At 40.6% G+C, this 17502-nt stretch carries 17 protein-coding genes; 16 read left to right on the top strand and 1 reads right to left on the bottom strand.

Annotation, left to right across the window (positions count from 1 at the left end; translation table 11 throughout):
- The first annotated feature begins 108 nt into the window (after positions 1-108).
- The 8 genes from grpE (at position 109) to ACYX4O_RS14245 (ending at position 9672) form a co-directional block, all read left to right on the top strand.
- A complete protein-coding gene (gene grpE, locus ACYX4O_RS14280) occupies positions 109-690 on the top strand; it encodes a nucleotide exchange factor GrpE (protein WP_308422049.1) in 582 nt (193 codons plus the stop codon).
- Positions 691-728: 38 nt separating this feature from the next.
- Positions 729-2555, top strand: a complete 1827-nt coding sequence (gene dnaK / locus ACYX4O_RS14275; protein ID WP_476351706.1) for a molecular chaperone DnaK — start codon at positions 729-731, stop codon at positions 2553-2555.
- A 187-nt stretch (positions 2556-2742) separates the two neighbouring features.
- Positions 2743-3867, top strand: a complete 1125-nt coding sequence (gene dnaJ / locus ACYX4O_RS14270) for a molecular chaperone DnaJ (protein WP_207527769.1) — start codon at positions 2743-2745, stop codon at positions 3865-3867.
- A 29-nt stretch (positions 3868-3896) separates the two neighbouring features.
- Positions 3897-4835 carry a 50S ribosomal protein L11 methyltransferase gene (gene prmA, locus ACYX4O_RS14265; RefSeq protein WP_476351705.1) on the top strand — a complete coding sequence of 313 codons (939 nt, stop codon included), beginning with the start codon at positions 3897-3899 and terminating at the stop codon, positions 4833-4835.
- An 18-nt stretch (positions 4836-4853) separates the two neighbouring features.
- The gene (locus tag ACYX4O_RS14260) at positions 4854-5606 is read left to right on the top strand and encodes a 16S rRNA (uracil(1498)-N(3))-methyltransferase (protein ID WP_476351704.1); all 753 of its coding nucleotides are present in this window, start codon (positions 4854-4856) and stop codon (positions 5604-5606) included.
- Between the two features lie 4 nt (positions 5607-5610).
- On the top strand, positions 5611-6972 hold the full coding sequence (gene mtaB / locus ACYX4O_RS14255) for a tRNA (N(6)-L-threonylcarbamoyladenosine(37)-C(2))-methylthiotransferase MtaB (RefSeq protein WP_476351703.1): 1362 nt from the start codon (positions 5611-5613) through the stop codon (positions 6970-6972).
- Positions 6973-7137: 165 nt separating this feature from the next.
- The gene (deoC, locus tag ACYX4O_RS14250; protein ID WP_188651457.1) at positions 7138-7809 is read left to right on the top strand and encodes a deoxyribose-phosphate aldolase; all 672 of its coding nucleotides are present in this window, start codon (positions 7138-7140) and stop codon (positions 7807-7809) included.
- 505 nt (positions 7810-8314) lie between these two features.
- A protein-coding gene (locus ACYX4O_RS14245) for an IS3 family transposase (protein ID WP_476351702.1) occupies positions 8315-9672 on the top strand; the annotation gives its coding sequence in 2 pieces (ribosomal slippage) (positions 8315-8783 and positions 8783-9672; 1359 coding nt in all).
- A 247-nt stretch (positions 9673-9919) separates the two neighbouring features.
- Here ACYX4O_RS14245 and ACYX4O_RS14240 read toward each other — a convergent pair.
- A complete protein-coding gene (locus ACYX4O_RS14240) occupies positions 9920-10849 on the bottom strand; it encodes a Na/Pi symporter (protein ID WP_476351701.1) in 930 nt (309 codons plus the stop codon).
- Between the two features lie 425 nt (positions 10850-11274).
- Between ACYX4O_RS14240 and rpsU the strand changes: the two genes are divergently transcribed.
- The 8 genes from rpsU (at position 11275) to ACYX4O_RS14200 (ending at position 17493) form a co-directional block, all read left to right on the top strand.
- Positions 11275-11448 carry a 30S ribosomal protein S21 gene (gene rpsU, locus ACYX4O_RS14235; RefSeq protein ID WP_036785757.1) on the top strand — a complete coding sequence of 58 codons (174 nt, stop codon included), beginning with the start codon at positions 11275-11277 and terminating at the stop codon, positions 11446-11448.
- A gap of 15 nt (positions 11449-11463) precedes the next feature.
- Entirely contained in the window at positions 11464-11910 is a 447-nt protein-coding gene (locus ACYX4O_RS14230) for a GatB/YqeY domain-containing protein (RefSeq protein WP_188651461.1), read from the top strand.
- A 186-nt stretch (positions 11911-12096) separates the two neighbouring features.
- A complete protein-coding gene (locus tag ACYX4O_RS14225; protein ID WP_476351700.1) occupies positions 12097-13389 on the top strand; it encodes an NfeD family protein in 1293 nt (430 codons plus the stop codon).
- A 12-nt stretch (positions 13390-13401) separates the two neighbouring features.
- Positions 13402-14391: a flotillin-like protein FloA gene (gene floA / locus ACYX4O_RS14220; RefSeq protein ID WP_036785767.1), complete on the top strand. Its 990-nt coding sequence runs from the start codon at positions 13402-13404 to the stop codon at positions 14389-14391.
- A 34-nt stretch (positions 14392-14425) separates the two neighbouring features.
- Positions 14426-14959, top strand: coding sequence for a hypothetical protein (locus ACYX4O_RS14215; protein WP_476351699.1), 534 nt, complete (start codon positions 14426-14428; stop codon positions 14957-14959).
- Positions 14960-15038: 79 nt separating this feature from the next.
- Entirely contained in the window at positions 15039-15326 is a 288-nt protein-coding gene (gene yqfC / locus ACYX4O_RS14210) for a sporulation protein YqfC (protein ID WP_188651467.1), read from the top strand.
- Positions 15327-15342: 16 nt separating this feature from the next.
- Positions 15343-16530, top strand: coding sequence for a sporulation protein YqfD (yqfD, locus tag ACYX4O_RS14205; RefSeq protein ID WP_476351698.1), 1188 nt, complete (start codon positions 15343-15345; stop codon positions 16528-16530).
- A 3-nt stretch (positions 16531-16533) separates the two neighbouring features.
- A complete protein-coding gene (locus ACYX4O_RS14200; protein ID WP_476351697.1) occupies positions 16534-17493 on the top strand; it encodes a PhoH family protein in 960 nt (319 codons plus the stop codon).
- The last annotated feature ends 9 nt before the right edge of the window (positions 17494-17502 follow it).

Genomic DNA, 17502 nt, shown 5'->3' with positions numbered 1-17502 from the left:
TTGGACGTCTGTTCTCTTTTTACTATTGTTTAGTTGGTTGAATTGACTTTTTATAAAAATTAACCAAAATTGAAGGGTTATCGGTTTAGTTTAGATTCAATTTCTGATATATTCTTAACCGGTGTAAATGAACGAGCTTTAGAGGAGGTGACAAACATGGACGAAAATAAACAACAAACAGAAGAAGTCGAACAAGAAGAGGTCGTTGAAAATCCTGAACAAGAAGTTGTTGAAGAAGAGGCTAACGAAATGGATGAGGTAGCTAAACTTCAGCAAGAGAAGGATGAAACGTACCAACGTTTGTTACGCTTACAAGCAGATTATGATAATTTCCGTCGTCGCACGCAGAAAGATCGTGAGAACGACCGTAAATATAAATCTCAATCACTTATTGAGGAGCTATTACCTGCCCTTGATAACTTCGAACGAGCGCTTCAAGTTGAAGCTCAAGATGAGAAGTATGCAGAAGGTATGAACATGGTTTATAAACAGCTTAAGAGTGCATTGGAAAAAGAAGGCTTGGAAGAGATTCCGGCTGTAGGGGAAGAATTTGACCCTCACATGCATCAGGCTGTTATGCAAGTTGAAGATGAAAACTATGAATCAAATGTTGTCGTAGAGGAGCTTCAAAAAGGCTATAAGCTAAACGACCGCGTTATTCGCCCGTCAATGGTGAAGGTAAATCAATAAGCTCACTCTACATATGAAGATAAAGGAGGAAATTTGTCATGAGTAAAATCATTGGTATTGACTTAGGTACAACAAACTCTTGTGTCGCTGTAATGGAAGGCGGAGAGTCTAAAGTAATTCCAAATCCAGAAGGTAGTCGCACAACTCCATCAGTTGTTGCATTCAAGAATGGTGAACGTCAGGTTGGTGAGGTTGCGAAACGTCAGGCAATCACAAACCCTAACACAATTCAGTCGATCAAGAGACATATGGGTACAGACTATAAAGTAGAAATTGAAGGAAAAGAGCACACTCCACAAGAGATCTCTGCTATCATCCTTCAGTATATCAAGTCTTACGCAGAAGACTATCTTGGTGAAACAGTTGAAAAAGCTGTAATCACAGTTCCAGCTTACTTCAACGATGCTGAGCGTCAAGCTACTAAAGATGCTGGTAAAATTGCAGGTCTTGAAGTAGAGCGTATTATTAACGAGCCTACAGCAGCAGCTCTTGCATACGGTATTGACCAAGAACAAGATCAAACTCTTCTTGTTTACGACCTTGGTGGCGGTACGTTTGACGTATCAATCCTAGACATCGGTGACGGTACATTCGAAGTTGTATCAACTGCTGGTGACAACAAACTAGGCGGGGATGACTTCGACCAAGTAATCATCGATCACATGGTAGCAGAATTCAAGAAAGAAAATGGCATTGATCTTTCTAAAGATAAAATGGCACTACAACGTCTTAAAGACGCTGCAGAAAAAGCGAAGAAAGACCTTTCTGGTGTAGCTCAAACACAGATTTCTCTTCCATTTATTACAGCAGGAGAAGCAGGTCCACTTCACTTAGAAATGAACCTTACTCGTGCTAAATTCGAAGAGCTTTCTTCTAGTTTAGTAGAACGTACAATGGAACCAACTCGTCGTGCGCTTAAAGACGCAAACATGTCTTCTAGTGACATTGATAAAGTACTTCTAGTAGGTGGTTCTACGCGTATTCCTGCAGTTGTAGACGCACTTAAGAAAGAAGTAGGCAAAGATCCTTCTAAAGGCGTTAACCCTGATGAAGTAGTAGCACTTGGTGCAGCTGTACAAGGTGGCGTACTTCAAGGTGACGTTAAAGATGTTGTTCTACTAGACGTTACTCCACTTTCTCTAGGTATTGAAACAATGGGTGGCGTGACTACGAAGCTAATCGAGCGTAACACAACAATTCCTACAAGCCAGAAGCAAACGTTCTCTACTGCTGCTGATAACCAAACAGCTGTAGATATCCACGTACTTCAAGGTGAGCGTGAAATGGCACAAGATAACAAGACACTTGGTCGTTTCCAATTAACTGATATCCCACCAGCACCACGCGGTGTACCTCAAATCGAAGTATCCTTCGATATTGATGCGAACGGTATCGTTAACGTAGGAGCAAAAGATTTAGGTACAAACAAAGAACAGTCCATTACGATTAAATCTTCTTCTGGTCTTTCTGAAGACGAAGTAGAGCAAATGGTTAAAGAAGCTGAAGAAAATGCTGAAGCGGACAAACAGCGCCGTGAAGAAGTAGAGCTTCGTAACGAAGCAGATCAACTAATCTTTACTACAGATAAAACAATCAAAGATCTTGGCGAATCTGTAACAGAAGAAGATAAGCAAAATGCTGAGACTGCTAAATCTGAACTTCAAACGGCACTTGAAGGTGAAGACCTTGAGCAAATCCGTGAGAAGAAAGATGCTCTTCAAGAGCAAGTGCAACAGCTTTCTGTAAAAATGTATGAGCAAGCACAACAAGCTCAACAAGCCCAAGAAGGTTCTGAAGGCCAAGGGTCAGAAGAAGACGTTGTAGACGCAGACTTTGAAGAAGTAAACGAAGACGAGAAGAAGTAAGCAACCAAATTAGGTTAGTCAGATAAAAAAAGTCAAAGTCAGGGGGTATCTTGGCTTTGACTTTTTTACTGCATGAATGTTGTTCCCCTAATAAAGGGAAGAATGATACTGATTTAACTTTGAATCGAATATGAAACCATGTTAATATAAACTTTATGTGAGTAGAGAGTCGGGAGAGTGATCTTCAGTGAGTAAACGCGACTATTATGAGATTTTAGGTGTATCTAAGGATGCTTCTAAAGATGAAATTAAGAAAGCGTATCGTAAATTAGCTAAAAAATATCACCCAGATGTCAGCCAAGAAGACAATGCTGAGGATAAGTTTAAAGAAGCTCAGGAAGCTTGGGATGTACTAGGTGATGATCAGAAACGCCAACAATATGATCAATTTGGTCATGCAGGTCCTAACCAGGGTGGTTTCGGAGGCTTTGGTGGAGCCGAAGACTTCGGAGGCTTTGGAGACATCTTTGACATGTTCTTCGGTGGCGGAGGACGCCGTCGTGATCCGAATGCTCCTCGTAGAGGTGCAGACCTTCAATATACAATGACGTTAAATTTTGAAGAAGCTATATTCGGTAAAGAAACGGATGTCCAAATTCCAAAAGAAGAAGAATGTGAAACATGTGACGGATCTGGTGCAAAACCAGGGACAAAACCGGAAACTTGCTCCCACTGTCAAGGTGCAGGTCAGTTAAACCAGGAACAAAATACGCCATTTGGACGTGTAGTAAACCGCCGTGTATGTCACCACTGTGAAGGAACAGGGCAGATTATCAAAGATAAGTGTAATACGTGCGGAGGAGATGGAAGAGTTACGAAACGTAAAAACATCCACATCTCTATTCCAGCTGGTATTGATGAAGGACAGCGTATTCGCGTATCTGGTCAAGGTGAGCCGGGCGAAAACGGTGGTCCTGCAGGTGACTTGTATGTAGTTGTTCAAATTCGTCCACACGAATTTTACAAACGTGAAGGAGACCATATTTTCTGCGAGATGCCTCTGACATTTACGCAAGCTGCACTTGGAGACGAAATTGAAGTTCCAACTGTACATGGAAATGTGAAGCTTAAGATCCCAGCAGGTACGCAGAATGGGAAGACGTTCCGCCTAAAAGAAAAGGGTGCTCCAAACGTTCGTGGATATGGTCATGGCGACCAACATGTGAAGATTCGTGTTGTGACACCAACGAACATGACGGATCGTCAGAAAGAATTACTTCGTGAGTTCCATGATATTAGTGGCAACCAACCTACAGAAGAGCAACACGACAACATTTTCCAACGTGTGAAGCGTGCCTTTAAAGGGGAATAAGGAATCCAGAGTAAAGAGAGTTGATCCCATTGAAATGGTCTGAAATATGTATTCATACAACGAATGAAGCAATCGAACCCATATCAAACATCCTTCATGAGGCAGGGGCTAGTGGAGTAGTAATTGAGGACCCTCAAGACCTTGTCAAAGAACGAGATACGTTTCTGGGGGAGATTTATGAATTAAATCCTGAAGACTATCCGGCAGAAGGTGTGTATGTAAAAGCATACCTTCCCGTGAATAGTTTCTTAGGGGAAACAGTAGAAGAAATTAAACATGCGATTACCAATCTAATTGAATTCGATATTAATATCGGTCATAATCATGTCACAATAAGTGAGCTGAATGAGGAAGATTGGGCCACAGCTTGGAAGAAGTACTATAAACCAGTCAAGATTTCAGAAAAGGTAACAATCATCCCCACTTGGGAAGAGTATGAGCCTGTTTCAAGTGATGAAATCATTATAGAACTAGACCCAGGTATGGCGTTTGGTACAGGAACGCACCCTACTACTGTTTTAAGTATCCAAGCGATTGAACAGTATATAGAGGAAAATGATCTAGTTATGGACGTAGGAGCTGGCTCTGGAGTCTTAAGTATTGCTTCAGTACTTCTGGGTGCAAAGCATGTACATGCTTTTGATTTAGACGATATCGCAGTTAAGAGTACTACGATTAATGCTAAATTAAACAATGTGGAAAGCCAAATCGACTCAAAACAAAACAACCTACTTCAAGGTGTTGATGTTGAAGCCGACTTAATTGTTTCCAACATTTTAGCTGAAATTATCGTCCAGTTTACAGATGATGCTTTCGCTAAACTGAAGTCTGGGGGTTACTTTATCACTTCTGGAATTATTAAGAACAAGCGTCAGCTAGTTAAGGATCAACTTATAGACTCTGGTTTTGAAATTGTTGAAGTTAATGTAATGGAAGACTGGACATCAATTATCGCACGTAAACCATAAAGAAAGCAGGTGCCCATTGTGCAACGTTATTTTGTTCCTTCGTCAGGATGGGATGACTCAGAAGTCGTTATTACCGGAGAAGATGTACATCACATTGGAAAGGTAATGCGAATGAAGCCTGAACATCATATTTTATGTTGTACACCGGAGGGTGACCTAGCTAAATGTGAAATTACTGATATTACGACAGACACTGTCACATGTCAGATTGTAGAGTGGCTGGAAGAGGAAAAAGAGCTTCCAGCCTCTGTTATAATTGCGCAAGGGTTACCTAAAGGAGATAAAATGGAGCATGTGATTCAAAAGGGAACGGAACTCGGAGCGTCTCAATTTATCCCTTTTGAAGCAGAGCGCTCCATTGTAAAATGGGATCAAAAGAAATCACAAAAGAAAATAACACGCTATCAAAAAATTGCAAAAGAAGCGAGCGAACAATCTCATCGAACGATGATCCCTTCTGTTTCTGAGTTGCATTCCTTAGGAGATTTAATAGCTCTTCAGCCTAACTATGATTGGGTTGTATTTGCTTATGAGGATGAGGCGAAAAGTCAATCCTATCGATCATTAAAAGAAGTTCTTACGAAAATTCAGCAAGGTCAGCGTATTCTCGTCATTATTGGACCAGAAGGCGGATTCAGTGAACAAGAAGTGCAGACGCTGAAGGAAGCGGGGGCGCTAGCGGTACGTTTGGGACCACGAATATTAAGAACAGAAACCGCTGCTACATATTTTCTTTCAGCTCTGTCCTATCAATTAGAGGAATTGGGGTGATCCTATGCCATCAGTAGCCTTTCATACACTAGGTTGTAAAGTGAACCATTATGAAACGGAAGCCATTTGGCAATTGTTCAAAGAAGAAGGATATGAGCGCACGGACTTTGATCGCTCATCTGATGTATACGTGATTAACACATGTACAGTAACGAACACAGGGGATAAGAAGAGTCGTCAAGTGATTAGACGTGCCATTCGTAAAAATCCTGATGCTGTTATTTGTGTGACGGGGTGTTATGCACAAACATCTCCGGCTGAGATTATGGACATTCCTGGTGTAGATATTGTGGTAGGGACACAAGATCGACGTAAAATGCTAGACTACATTAAGCAATATCAGGAAGAACGCCAACCTATTAATGGTGTTACAAATATTATGAAAACACGAACATATGAAGAGCTTGATGTTCCTGCTTTCACTGACCGAACACGAGCTTCCTTGAAGATTCAAGAAGGCTGTAATAACTTTTGTACGTTTTGCATTATCCCTTGGGCTCGTGGCTTAATGCGTTCGCGTGACCCTGAAGAAGTTATTCAACAAGCTCAACAGCTTGTTGATGCAGGGTATAAAGAAATTGTACTAACCGGAATTCATACAGGCGGTTACGGCGAGGACATGAAAGATTATAATCTTGCTATGCTATTACGTGAATTAGACAAGAGGGTAAAAGGTTTAAAGCGGATTCGTATTTCCTCTATTGAAGGAAGTCAAATAACAGACGATGTAATTGATGTTCTACGTGAGTCTGATAAGATCGTTCGTCATCTTCATATTCCACTTCAATCAGGTTCAAACACGGTACTTAAACGTATGCGTCGTAAATACACTACTGAGTTTTACAAAGAACGAGTGGACCGTATTAAAGAGGCATTACCAGGCCTTGCGATTACCTCAGATGTTATCGTTGGATTTCCAGGTGAGACGGAAGAAGAATTTAATGAAACGTATCGATTCATTCAAGAGATCGGTTATTCTGAACTTCATGTATTCCCTTACTCGAAGCGTACAGGGACACCCGCTGCTCGTATGGATGACCAGGTGGATGAAGAAGTTAAGAACGACCGGGTTCACCAACTTATTGAATTATCTAACCAACAAGCTAAAGAATATGCATCACAGTATGACGGAGAAGTCCTTGAAGTTATACCAGAAGAGAAGTTTAAAGACGATGAAAATGACAACCGGTACGTTGGTTATACCGATAATTATTTAAAAGTAGTGTTTGAAGGAAAAGAAGAGATGGTAGGAGAAATTGTCCGTGTTAAGCTTACTAGAGCTGGATACCCTTATAATGCAGGCCAATTTGTCCGGGTGATGGACCGACCTAGTCTAACAGACGATTCGATCGAGTTATCTTCCTAAAAGAAGAGGCCTTGCTGAGTGTTCAGTAAGGTCTTTTTATGTATGACATAACCACTTTTAGAAACAATAAAGTAAGCGATTTAATAGAGGGGGAGTAGCATTTTTAAAGACATAATGCTAAGATGAAAGAGGTACGGACAACCCAAGTAAGAAAGGAAGATTAAAATGGATGCTAAATTAGCTAAAATGATTGATCATACACAATTAAAACCAGATACAGCACAGGAAAAAATTGAACAGATTTGCCAAGAAGCAAAAGAATATGGCTTTGCTTCTGTATGCGTAAACCCTTACTGGGTACCTTTCTGTTACGAACGCCTTCAAGATACAGACGTAAAAGTTTGTACGGTTATTGGCTTCCCTCTAGGAGCAAATACAAAAGAATTAAAAGCTTATGAAACAAAACAAGCCATTGAAAACGGAGCTACAGAAGTAGACATGGTTATTAACATCGGCGCTCTAAAGAGTGGGGATAAAGAAACTGTTCAAGCTGACATTGAAGCTGTTGTTCGCGCGACAGAAGGCAATGCTTTAACAAAGGTTATCATTGAAACGTCTCTTCTTACAGACGAAGAAAAAGTAACAGCTTGTGAATTAGCTAAAGCTGCTGGAGCAGATTACGTTAAGACGTCTACAGGCTTCTCAGGCGGTGGCGCTACAGTTGAAGATATTAAACTAATGCGTAACACAGTAGGGCCAGACATGGGAGTAAAAGCCTCTGGAGGCGTTCGCGACCGTGAAGGGGCAGACGCTGTCATTGAAGCAGGCGCAACTCGCATTGGTGCTAGTGCAGGTGTATCCATCGTATCAGGTGGACAAGGAACTTCAGATTATTAATAACTAAACAAGGGTGTCCTCCTAGGAGGGCACCTTTTTTTCTAGTATTTAATCTTGATCTTTATAATGTGTATTATAAAAAGGCTCTGGTTAAGTTTGCTGTTGTTAATCATATAATAGATTTGTTCAACATTAGGGCAGGATTGTTGAAAACTCGAAGCTGACACCGCGTAGTGTATGTGGCCGTTACGCTTTTAAGTGGTAGGGCAGGCTCGGGGACCACTCGCTTTCCTGCGGGGAGCTGGGAAGCCTCCTCAATCGCTACGCGGAGTCTCGCAATTCCCAAGCCTGCCCTGAAGCTAATTAGGTGAACGGATCTGCTTATTATAGTTGCTCTTAAGCCACCTACCTCACAAATATGGCGCGTTTTCGTCTCTCTCCATTTAGCAAAGGTGGGCCTGGAAATTGCGAGACTCCTGCGGGAGAAAGAGGTCGACGAGACCCCGCAGGGTGGTTTGAAGTGGACCCTTGTTTTTGGTCATAATCAAAAACAGGAGGTGCGATGGTGAATACTATTACATCAGCTATGAAAAAAGACATTGCGGTATGCTATTTGAGTGAAATTACGACTTATAAAGATTTAGCTAACGAGCTTGGGATCGATGATTCCGTTATCCGATATTGGGTGAAGCTTTATAAGTATCACGGTGACCAAGCCTTTATTCCACCCTATACAAATTACCCTGCGGATTTTAAAATGAAGGTAATTCAGATGATCGAAAACCAAAACTATTCGATTCGGGAAGCCTCAGCCATCTTTAGAATCCCTGATTTCTCAATGGTTCGCAGATGGAAAAAGAAGTGGGAAGAAGGCGGTGTCGAGGCCCTTGAATCATCAGGAAAGGGGCGCCCTAGAGTGAATTCATCTAAGGATCAAAACCAGTCAGAACAACCATCTAACCAAGATATGAAAAAAATGCAGGAAGAGCTAGAATACCTTCGTGCTGAAAATGCGTACTTAAAAAAGTTAAGAGCCTTAGTTCAAGAAAAAGACCAGCAGACAACCAAACCAAAGCGCAAGTAATATACGAGCTAAGGCATAAATTTCCGGTAAAACTCCTGGTTCAAGTTGCCGGGATGAAACGCAATACGTATTATTACCAGGCCCAAAAGATGAATGAGCTGGATCCAGATAGTGAACTAAAAGAAACCATCTCATCCATATACTATGACCATTATGGCCGTTATGGCTACCGCCGTATCCATATGGAACTTTTGAATCGTGGCCACCAAATTAATCATAAAAAAGTAGCTCGTATTATGAGAGAACTAGGGTTGAAAAGCACCGTACGACGCAAGAAATACATCTCTTACAAAGGACAAGTAGGCAAAACGGCAGATAATATCCTCGATCGCAGCTTCACAGCTCAAGGCCCAAATCAAAAATGGGTAACGGATATCACGGAATTCAGAGTCCTAGGAGAAAAAATGTATCTTTCACCTGTGCAAGATTTATTTAATGGTGAAATTATTGCCTACAATCTTGATTTCAGGCCGACATACAAGCTTGTGGAAACCATGTTAGAAGATGCGTTCCAGTATGTTAAGGAAGATGATGAGCTGCTTATGCATTCTGATCAAGGAGTTCATTATCAAATTCCAAAGTACCGCCAAACGTTAGAATCTAAAGGAATTACGCAAAGTATGTCTCGAAAGGGAAACTGCCATGATAATGCCGTCATTGAAAACTTCTTTAGTATTTTAAAAACAGAGCTTCTGTACAATCAAACATTTGAAAGCATCGAAGAGTTCCAACAAGAATTGGACCAGTATATCTATTATTACAACCATAAGCGAATTAAAATGAAGCTCGGCGGAAAGAGCCCTGTTACCTATAGAGAACAAGGCCAGACTGCAGCTTAAATACATATGACCAAAATTGTGGGTTCAGTGCAGGTTTTCCCGAGGAGGCTCGACAGCTCGCCCGCGGAAAGCGAGTGATTTCCAGGCACACCTTTCGCTCCATTATAGCTGACGAAAACCTATCTACCTCTATCGCAAGACATCTCTACCTCAGTTTCAAGCCTTTCGTATAAGGGGCTTATATGAAACAAATAAATCAACAATGAACATTAACAGCGCCTAAAAAAGATTATATGTTCACAAAACATCATTCTTTATATTTATGAACGAACATAACAAATTTAGTGAAGTGTCGGACAAAAGGTAAAACAATTAGTGAAGACAAAACATTAAACACAACAGAGATATGAGCAAGTTGCTGAGCGGGTTCGTTTGATAGCCATTGAGATAATGCTGCAAGTTCATCTATGAATGGCGCAAACAGTAATACGCCTAAGACATTAAGCCAGATGTGAGCCATAGCAACAAGCCGAGCTTCATAATTGCTTCCGAGTGAAGCCACCCAGGCAGTGATACAAGTTCCAATATTGGCACCTAGCATTATTCCAATAGCTGATGTGAGACTAAAAATACCTTCGTTTAAAAAGCTCATGGATATCCCTGTAGCTGCCGTAGATGATTGTATAATAGCTGTTATGGCTGTTCCAATTAATATGCTGGCATTAGGAAAGTCATTTGTATAGGCCAGACTATCTTGAATGATTGGAAATTGCTTCAAAGGTTCTGCTAATGTTTCGAATCCGTTTAAAGCAACAAAAATGCATCCTAAACCAAATACGATTCCACCAGCTCCAAACCATGTTTGTTTAGGGATGATTAGTAATACTGCTCCAATAATTAACAGAGGCCAAAGTGGGATTGAATTTGAGAATGTAAGTAATTCAGCCGTAACAGTCGTTCCAATGTTAGCTCCTAGAATAATTCCAATAGATTGTTTGAAATTGAGTACCCCTACAGCAACTAATCCAATGGCAATTACCATAGTAGCTGAGCTGCTTTGTAATACACTTGTTACAACAATACCAGCAAGCATTCCTTTGAATGGATTGTTCGCAAACCGTTGAAGGAACATTTTCATATTTCGATAAGATAGTTGATACAAACCAACTCGCAAAACAGTCATACCAAATAAAAAAATGGTTAAGAAAACAGTAAAAAGTGTAATTAAATCAGCCACGGTTCTTCACCTCTATACCATACTATGGACAAGACTTAAATTCATGACAGAAAAGGATTTTTTAATGTTGTTATTGGAACGACTCTCTTTCTGTGGGCTGCTCCACACGACAAGACGTGGGATACATAGGTGACCGTAGTGGCATTAACTGCTAATGGTTTACACATTGCGATCCGAGTGTCAAAGAAGAAGGATGACCCAATTTATCGAAATTAAGCATTACCCTCTATCTTGGTTGCGCAACTTATGTTAAAGTGGAAGATATGACAGAGCAACGACAATATAATTCTCCGAATGATCCGATCCTTAATAAAAATAGTTGAATCTGTCTGGAGAATGGTTTATAATTGTCAAAGGCATGTGAGGAAAAGATACTCACGTGTTCATTGAAACTGTCTTTTTTGCTTTGGAGGGAGGGTAATAGCATGTCAAACAACACTCGCGTGCGTAAAAACGAGTCTCTTGAAGATGCTCTTCGTCGCTTCAAGCGCAGCGTATCTAAGAATGGTACACTAGCTGAGTATCGTAAGCGTGAACATTACGAGAAGCCTAGCGTCCGTCGTAAGAAGAAATCAGAAGCCGCTAGAAAGCGTAAGTAAGAGGGTGTAAGGTAGATGTCATTACTTGAGCGTCTAAACCAAGATATGAAAGAGGCTTTACGTAACAAAGAGAAAGAAAGACTATCCGTCATACGTATGGTGAAGTCTTCTTTACAAAATGAAGCTTTAAAACTTGGAAAAGATGAATTGACTGAGGAAGAAGAATTAACTGTTTTGTCTCGAGAGATAAAGCAACGAAAAGATTCCCTCCAAGAGTACAAAAGTGCAGGTCGTGATGATCTTGCGCAAAAAGATGAGAGAGATATTGAAATCATTCAATCATATATGCCCCAACAGCTTTCTGAAGATGAATTAGACGCTATCGTTCAAGAAACGATTGCTGAAGTCGGTGCTTCTTCTAAGCAGGATATGGGCAAAGTGATGAGTGCCATTATGCCTAAAGTAAAAGGCAAAGCGGATGGCTCTCTAGTTAACAAATTTGTACAAAAACATTTATCTTAAACAAGAACCGCCTTTTAATAAGGCGGTTTTTTTCGTATAATTGGCTTTTTTAAAAGAACTAGGATAAAATGCATATAAAATTTATTATCATGAAACGTTTAGTTCCTCTAACTCGTATATAATAAGAGAGAAAGGGGGGGGATTATGAGAAGGATACTAAGGTATTCTATGGTTTTGTCGCTGCTCATGTTAGTATTGGTTTCATTTCTTAGTCCCGCGAGTTCCGCAGATGGAAAAGGAGAAACGGTATATGTTGTTCCGATTACAGAAACGGTGGAGAAGGGGCTTGCTTCTTTTTTAAAGAGAAGTGTAAATGAAGCAAGAGACCGAGATGCTGATCACATTATTTTTGAAGTAAACACCCCTGGTGGAAGAGTGGATGCGGCGGCTGAGATTGCAAATTTGTTTCAATCTATTGAAATTCCAAATACTGCCTATGTCGTTCAAGAAGCCCTATCTGCAGGCTCATACATATCACTAAATGCTGATCAAATTTATATGAAACCAAATACAACCATGGGCTCAGCAGGAGTTATCACTTCAGATGGGAATGCAGCTAGTAAAAAAGCGCAATCTGATTGGGTAAAGAAAATGCGTACAGCAGCCGAATTAAATAATAGAGATCCGTTATATGCAGAAGCGATGGCTAACCCAGACGTTGATATGCCGAAATATAAGGCAGGAAAAGGGAAGTACCTTACACTAAGTGCAGCTGAAGCTCTAGAAGTAGGGTATGCAGAAGGGGTAGTTGATTCAAGAGAACAATTGTTATCAGAACTAGGATTATCGGACTCTGATATCATTACGACTAATCCCACCTTTACTGAGCGTTTGGCTCGTTTGATTACTCATCCTGTTGTCGTACCTATTTTGCTTTCTGTAGCTAGCTTGGGGTTTGTTGCAGAACTTTACTCCCCTGGATTTGGTATTGCCGGATCCATGGGTTTACTCGCTTTAGGGTTGTTCTTCTACGGACATATGATTGCAGGACTTGCAGGTTATGAAGCGATTATCTTATTTGGTTTAGGAGTTGTGTGTATCGTTCTAGAGTTCTTTGTCCCGGGTGGAATTCTCGGGATTATTGGAACAGGTGGAGTGGTAGGGTCCTTGTTTATGTCGACGGATAATGTTGGTCATATGACGATGAGTCTCCTCATTGCAATTATTGTGGCGATTATAGGCTCTGTTATCTTATTCAAGACGATAGGATTTGATAAAGGGTTCTTGAGAAACATTGTTTTAAGTGACTCTACTTCCTCAGAGAAAGGCTACCTCTCATCTAATAATAGAGAGGATCTCACAGGAAATATAGGTGAAGCTGTTACGCCACTAAGACCGTCTGGTACTGGAATATTCAACGATGAAAGAGTTGATGTTGTAACAGAAGGAAGTTTCATCTCTACAGGAGCAAGTATCAAAATAGTAAGAGTAGAAGGGTCTCGGATTGTTGTTCGAGAAGTAAAACAAGAAAAAGAATAAGGGGGAATAGTTATGTTATCAGAAGGTTTGGTACCAATTATATTTATTGCAGTTATCATTATAGCTCTTGCTGTATTGTTCACGTTTATCCCGATCATGCTATGGATTAGTGCTTTGGCAGCAGGGGTTAGAATTAGCATCTTTACACTTATTGGAATGAGATTACGTCGAGTCGTTCCAAGTCGCGTTATTAATCCGTTGATTAAAGCGCATAAAGCTGGTGTGGATGTAGATACCAATCAACTTGAAAGTCACTACCTCGCAGGAGGAAATGTTGACCGCGTGGTAAATGCACTTATTGCAGCTCAGCGCGCTAATATTGAACTGAGTTTTGAGCGTTGTGCTGCCATTGACTTAGCTGGTCGTGATGTATTAGAAGCTGTTCAGATGAGCGTTAACCCGAAAGTAATCGAAACACCATTTATTGCTGGTGTAGCAATGGATGGAATCGAAGTAAAAGCAAAAGCCCGTATTACTGTTCGAGCGAATATTGATCGTCTTGTCGGTGGTGCTGGTGAGGATACCGTTATTGCTCGAGTAGGTGAAGGTATTGTTAGTACTATTGGTAGCTCTAAGGACCATAACCAAGTATTAGAGAACCCGGATCGTATTTCTCAAAACGTATTGAGTAAAGGTCTTGATGCTGGAACAGCGTTTGAGATCTTGTCCATTGATATTGCTGATATAGATATCGGTAAAAACATTGGTGCGATTCTTCAAACAGACCAGGCTGAAGCCGATAAGAATATTGCTCAGGCTAAAGCAGAAGAACGTCGTGCCATGGCAGTTGCGCAAGAACAAGAAATGCGCGCACGTGTTCAAGAAATGCAAGCGAAAGTTGTGGAAGCCGAAGCAGAAGTTCCGCTTGCTATGGCCGAAGCGTTACGCTCAGGAAATATTGGTGTTATGGATTACTACAATTTGAAGAATATACAGGCGGATACCGATATGCGTGATGTAATTGGTAAGATGAATAACGAAAATGAAGAAGAGGACAAATAGAGGTTAAAGTCCTATCTGGGAGGACTGATTACGAATGGGAGATATTTTTGATCTCATTTTTAGCAACATAGGAATTTTGTTGCCGATCATTGCTGGTGTTTTTGCCTTCCTGACTAATTTAGGGAAGGATGAGCAAAAGGAGCAAAAAAAGAAACCTGCACAAAATCGTCCCGCTCAAGGGGAAGCCACTCCATCTTCTCCTCAACCTTCTGTAGATCGAGAAAAGGTGAAAGATTTAAAAACGTACGCAGAAGAGCAAAGAGAGCGTTACAGGAGTATTCAACGTGAACAAAAGGGTGAAAGTTCAGAAGCGGAGAATCAAGACGAGAAAGCCTTTAAAGGAGAAATCGGGGGAGAGCATGACGCGATCCCGGATCAACCAACTCAACCAAGCTATCAGAGGGGTAAAAAAGTACCTTATCTTAAAGGGAGCAAATCACAACCTTCTGTAAAGGTGAGTGGCTTGCAAAATGTATCGAAAAAGAAGCTTGCTGAAAGTGTTGTCATGGCTGAAGTGTTAGGAAAACCCCGTTCCATGAATCCTTACCGATCACATCTAAAAAAATAAGCCTTAGTGAAAGCACGAAATGTAGTGATACATTTCGTGCTTTTTTCATAGATATGTATGTGAGAGGGGGCACACTCGAATGAAAAAATGGCAACAACGTATAGGGAATTGGCTATCGCAACAACTTGATTTACCAACTGATGTCATCCTCGAACTACCAAGAATAACAACCATCGGACAAATACATGCATATGTGGAAAATCATAAGGGATTAATCTCTTTCTCTGATGAGGAATTACGCCTGAAATTGAAGCAAGGGCAGTTGTTGATCAAAGGGAAAGGGTTTGTGCTTCGTATGATGCTCCCGGAAGAGATCTTGCTTGAGGGAACCATTCATGAAGTGACCTTTATAGATCAAAATGGCTAACGGTTAGGAGGTATGTATGAAAATTACGCAAGGGGTTTTCTTCACTGGGTACACGACGCTTAGGATTGAAGGTAAATTTCCGGAGTTCTTTCTCAACCGTTGCGTTGAGAATGGAATTTCTGTTTGGAATGTGAAAAAGATAGACGAGTTTACATGTGAAGCAAATGTGCGTTTGGAAGATGTACCAGTACTAAAAAAGTTGCGAAGTCAATTAGATTATAAAATTCGCTTCAAGAACAGGCACGGTCTTCCTTTCTTACTTCGTTCTTTACTTAAAAGAAGGTCGCTTGTAGCAGGCTTGGTGCTTGGGATGATTGCAATTTTCCTTCTTTCAAACATGGTGTGGGGCATTAAGATAGAAGGGGTTACCCCAGAGGTAGAGTATAAAATTAAAGAGAATTTAAAAGACTATGGAATTAAACGAGGGGCGTGGAAGTTTACGATTGAAACCCCTGGACAAATGCAACAAAAACTTTTAGCTGATGTGCCTGAACTTTTGTGGATCGGCGTCACCGAAAAGGGTACGACCTATCACTTAGAAGGTGTAGAAAAAACGATTGTTACAGAACCAGAAGAAGGTGGTCCGCAAAGTCTTTATGCTCGTAAAAAAGGAATTATTGTTGATATGTATGTTGAAAAGGGAGAACCAGCGGTTGAACTGAATGATTATGTGGAATCTGGAGATTTACTGGTCTCGGGAGCAATTGGACGAGAAGAAGAGCCGACCCTTGTCCATGCTGAAGGTGAGGTTATTGCAGAGACATGGTACAAAAGTGAAGTGGTTGTTCCTTTGAATGTGCAATATGAAGTCATTACCGGTGAGAAGGAAACGCACTATGGTGTGCAGCTAGGGGGCGTAAGAGTGCCGATTTGGGGATTCAAAGAACCTGAGTTTAAGCGCATGCATGAAGAGGAATATAATAAACCATTCTATTTATTTAAATGGGAATTACCCATTAAATTCTCTTCTAAAGAGATCTCTGAAGCGGAATTGTATAAAGAATCCCGAACAGATAAAGAAGCGTTGCAAATAGGGGTAAAACAAGCTGAGATGGAATTAAAGCAGAATATCCCACAAAATTCCAAAATTATTGCCCAAAAAGTTTTGCACCGTCAGAAAGAGAATGGTAAAGTAAAATTAATCCTATATTTTAAAGTTCATGAAGATATTTCTAAACCTCAACCTATCACTCAAGGAGACTGAAGCATGCAGGAAGATTTACGTACAATCGACATTCAATTAGATAATCCGAATGAAGCGTTAGCCTTATTTGGGACAGGCGACCGTAACTTGAAACAAATGGAATCTCAATTAAGTGTATCCATTGTTACGAGAGGCGAACATGTAAGTGTGTCAGGGAACAAAGAACATGTCATGTTGGTAGAACAAGTGTTTCATGCGTTGCTTACGATCATTCGTAAAGGATTAACGATCTCTGAGCGTGATGTGATCTATGCCATTGACCTGGCTAAGAAAAACGAACTTCAACAGTTTGAAACGTTATTTGAAGATGAGATCATCCGAAACGCAAAAGGAAAACCTGTTCGAGTTAAAACACTTGGTCAACGAAATTACGTTTCTGGAATGAAAACTCATGATTTAGTGTTTGGCATAGGGCCTGCCGGAACGGGTAAAACCTACCTTGCTGTAGTTATGGCTGTGCAGGCATTAAAGAATAATGAAGTCAAACGTATTATATTAACAAGACCAGCCGTTGAGGCTGGCGAAAGTCTAGGATTTTTACCAGGAGACCTTAAAGAAAAGGTAGATCCTTACTTAAGACCTTTATACGACGCTCTGCATGATTTGTTTGGAACAGAGCATACTGCTCGATTAATGGAGCGTGGAACAATAGAGATTGCTCCTCTAGCATATATGCGAGGTCGAACATTGGATGATGCTTTTGTAATCTTAGATGAAGCTCAGAATACCACACCAGAACAAATGAAGATGTTCATTACAAGGCTTGGTTTTGGTTCTAAAATGGTTATTACTGGGGATATCACCCAAGTAGATTTACCAAAAGGTGTTACTTCAGGACTAAAAGCTTCAGAAAAGCGCCTATCTGGTATTAAAGGTATAGCCTTTTCCTACTTAGAACAATCAGATGTTGTCCGTCACCCACTTGTTCAAAGAGTTATTGATGCATATGAAGATGAACAGTAAGTAGAAAGA

It is taken from the genome of Pontibacillus sp. ABV4_188 (assembly GCF_056311905.1).
The sequence above is the reverse complement of the archived record's forward strand: the minus strand, read 5'-3'. Positions and strand labels throughout refer to the sequence as shown.

What these genes read in the sequence shown, in the direction of transcription:
- mtaB (WP_476351703.1), top strand. Translation starts at nt 5,611, where the DNA reads ATGCCATCAGTAGCCTTTCATACACTAGGTTGTAAAGTGAACCATTAT.
- ACYX4O_RS14230 (WP_188651461.1), top strand. Translation starts at nt 11,464, where the DNA reads ATGTCATTACTTGAGCGTCTAAACCAAGATATGAAAGAGGCTTTACGT.
- ACYX4O_RS14200 (WP_476351697.1), top strand. Translation starts at nt 16,534, where the DNA reads ATGCAGGAAGATTTACGTACAATCGACATTCAATTAGATAATCCGAAT.
- yqfD (WP_476351698.1), top strand. Translation starts at nt 15,343, where the DNA reads ATGAAAATTACGCAAGGGGTTTTCTTCACTGGGTACACGACGCTTAGG.
- yqfC (WP_188651467.1), top strand. Translation starts at nt 15,039, where the DNA reads ATGAAAAAATGGCAACAACGTATAGGGAATTGGCTATCGCAACAACTT.
- deoC (WP_188651457.1), top strand. Translation starts at nt 7,138, where the DNA reads ATGGATGCTAAATTAGCTAAAATGATTGATCATACACAATTAAAACCA.
- ACYX4O_RS14215 (WP_476351699.1), top strand. Translation starts at nt 14,426, where the DNA reads ATGGGAGATATTTTTGATCTCATTTTTAGCAACATAGGAATTTTGTTG.
- dnaK (WP_476351706.1), top strand. Translation starts at nt 729, where the DNA reads ATGAGTAAAATCATTGGTATTGACTTAGGTACAACAAACTCTTGTGTC.
- ACYX4O_RS14225 (WP_476351700.1), top strand. Translation starts at nt 12,097, where the DNA reads ATGTTAGTATTGGTTTCATTTCTTAGTCCCGCGAGTTCCGCAGATGGA.
- floA (WP_036785767.1), top strand. Translation starts at nt 13,402, where the DNA reads ATGTTATCAGAAGGTTTGGTACCAATTATATTTATTGCAGTTATCATT.
- rpsU (WP_036785757.1), top strand. Translation starts at nt 11,275, where the DNA reads ATGTCAAACAACACTCGCGTGCGTAAAAACGAGTCTCTTGAAGATGCT.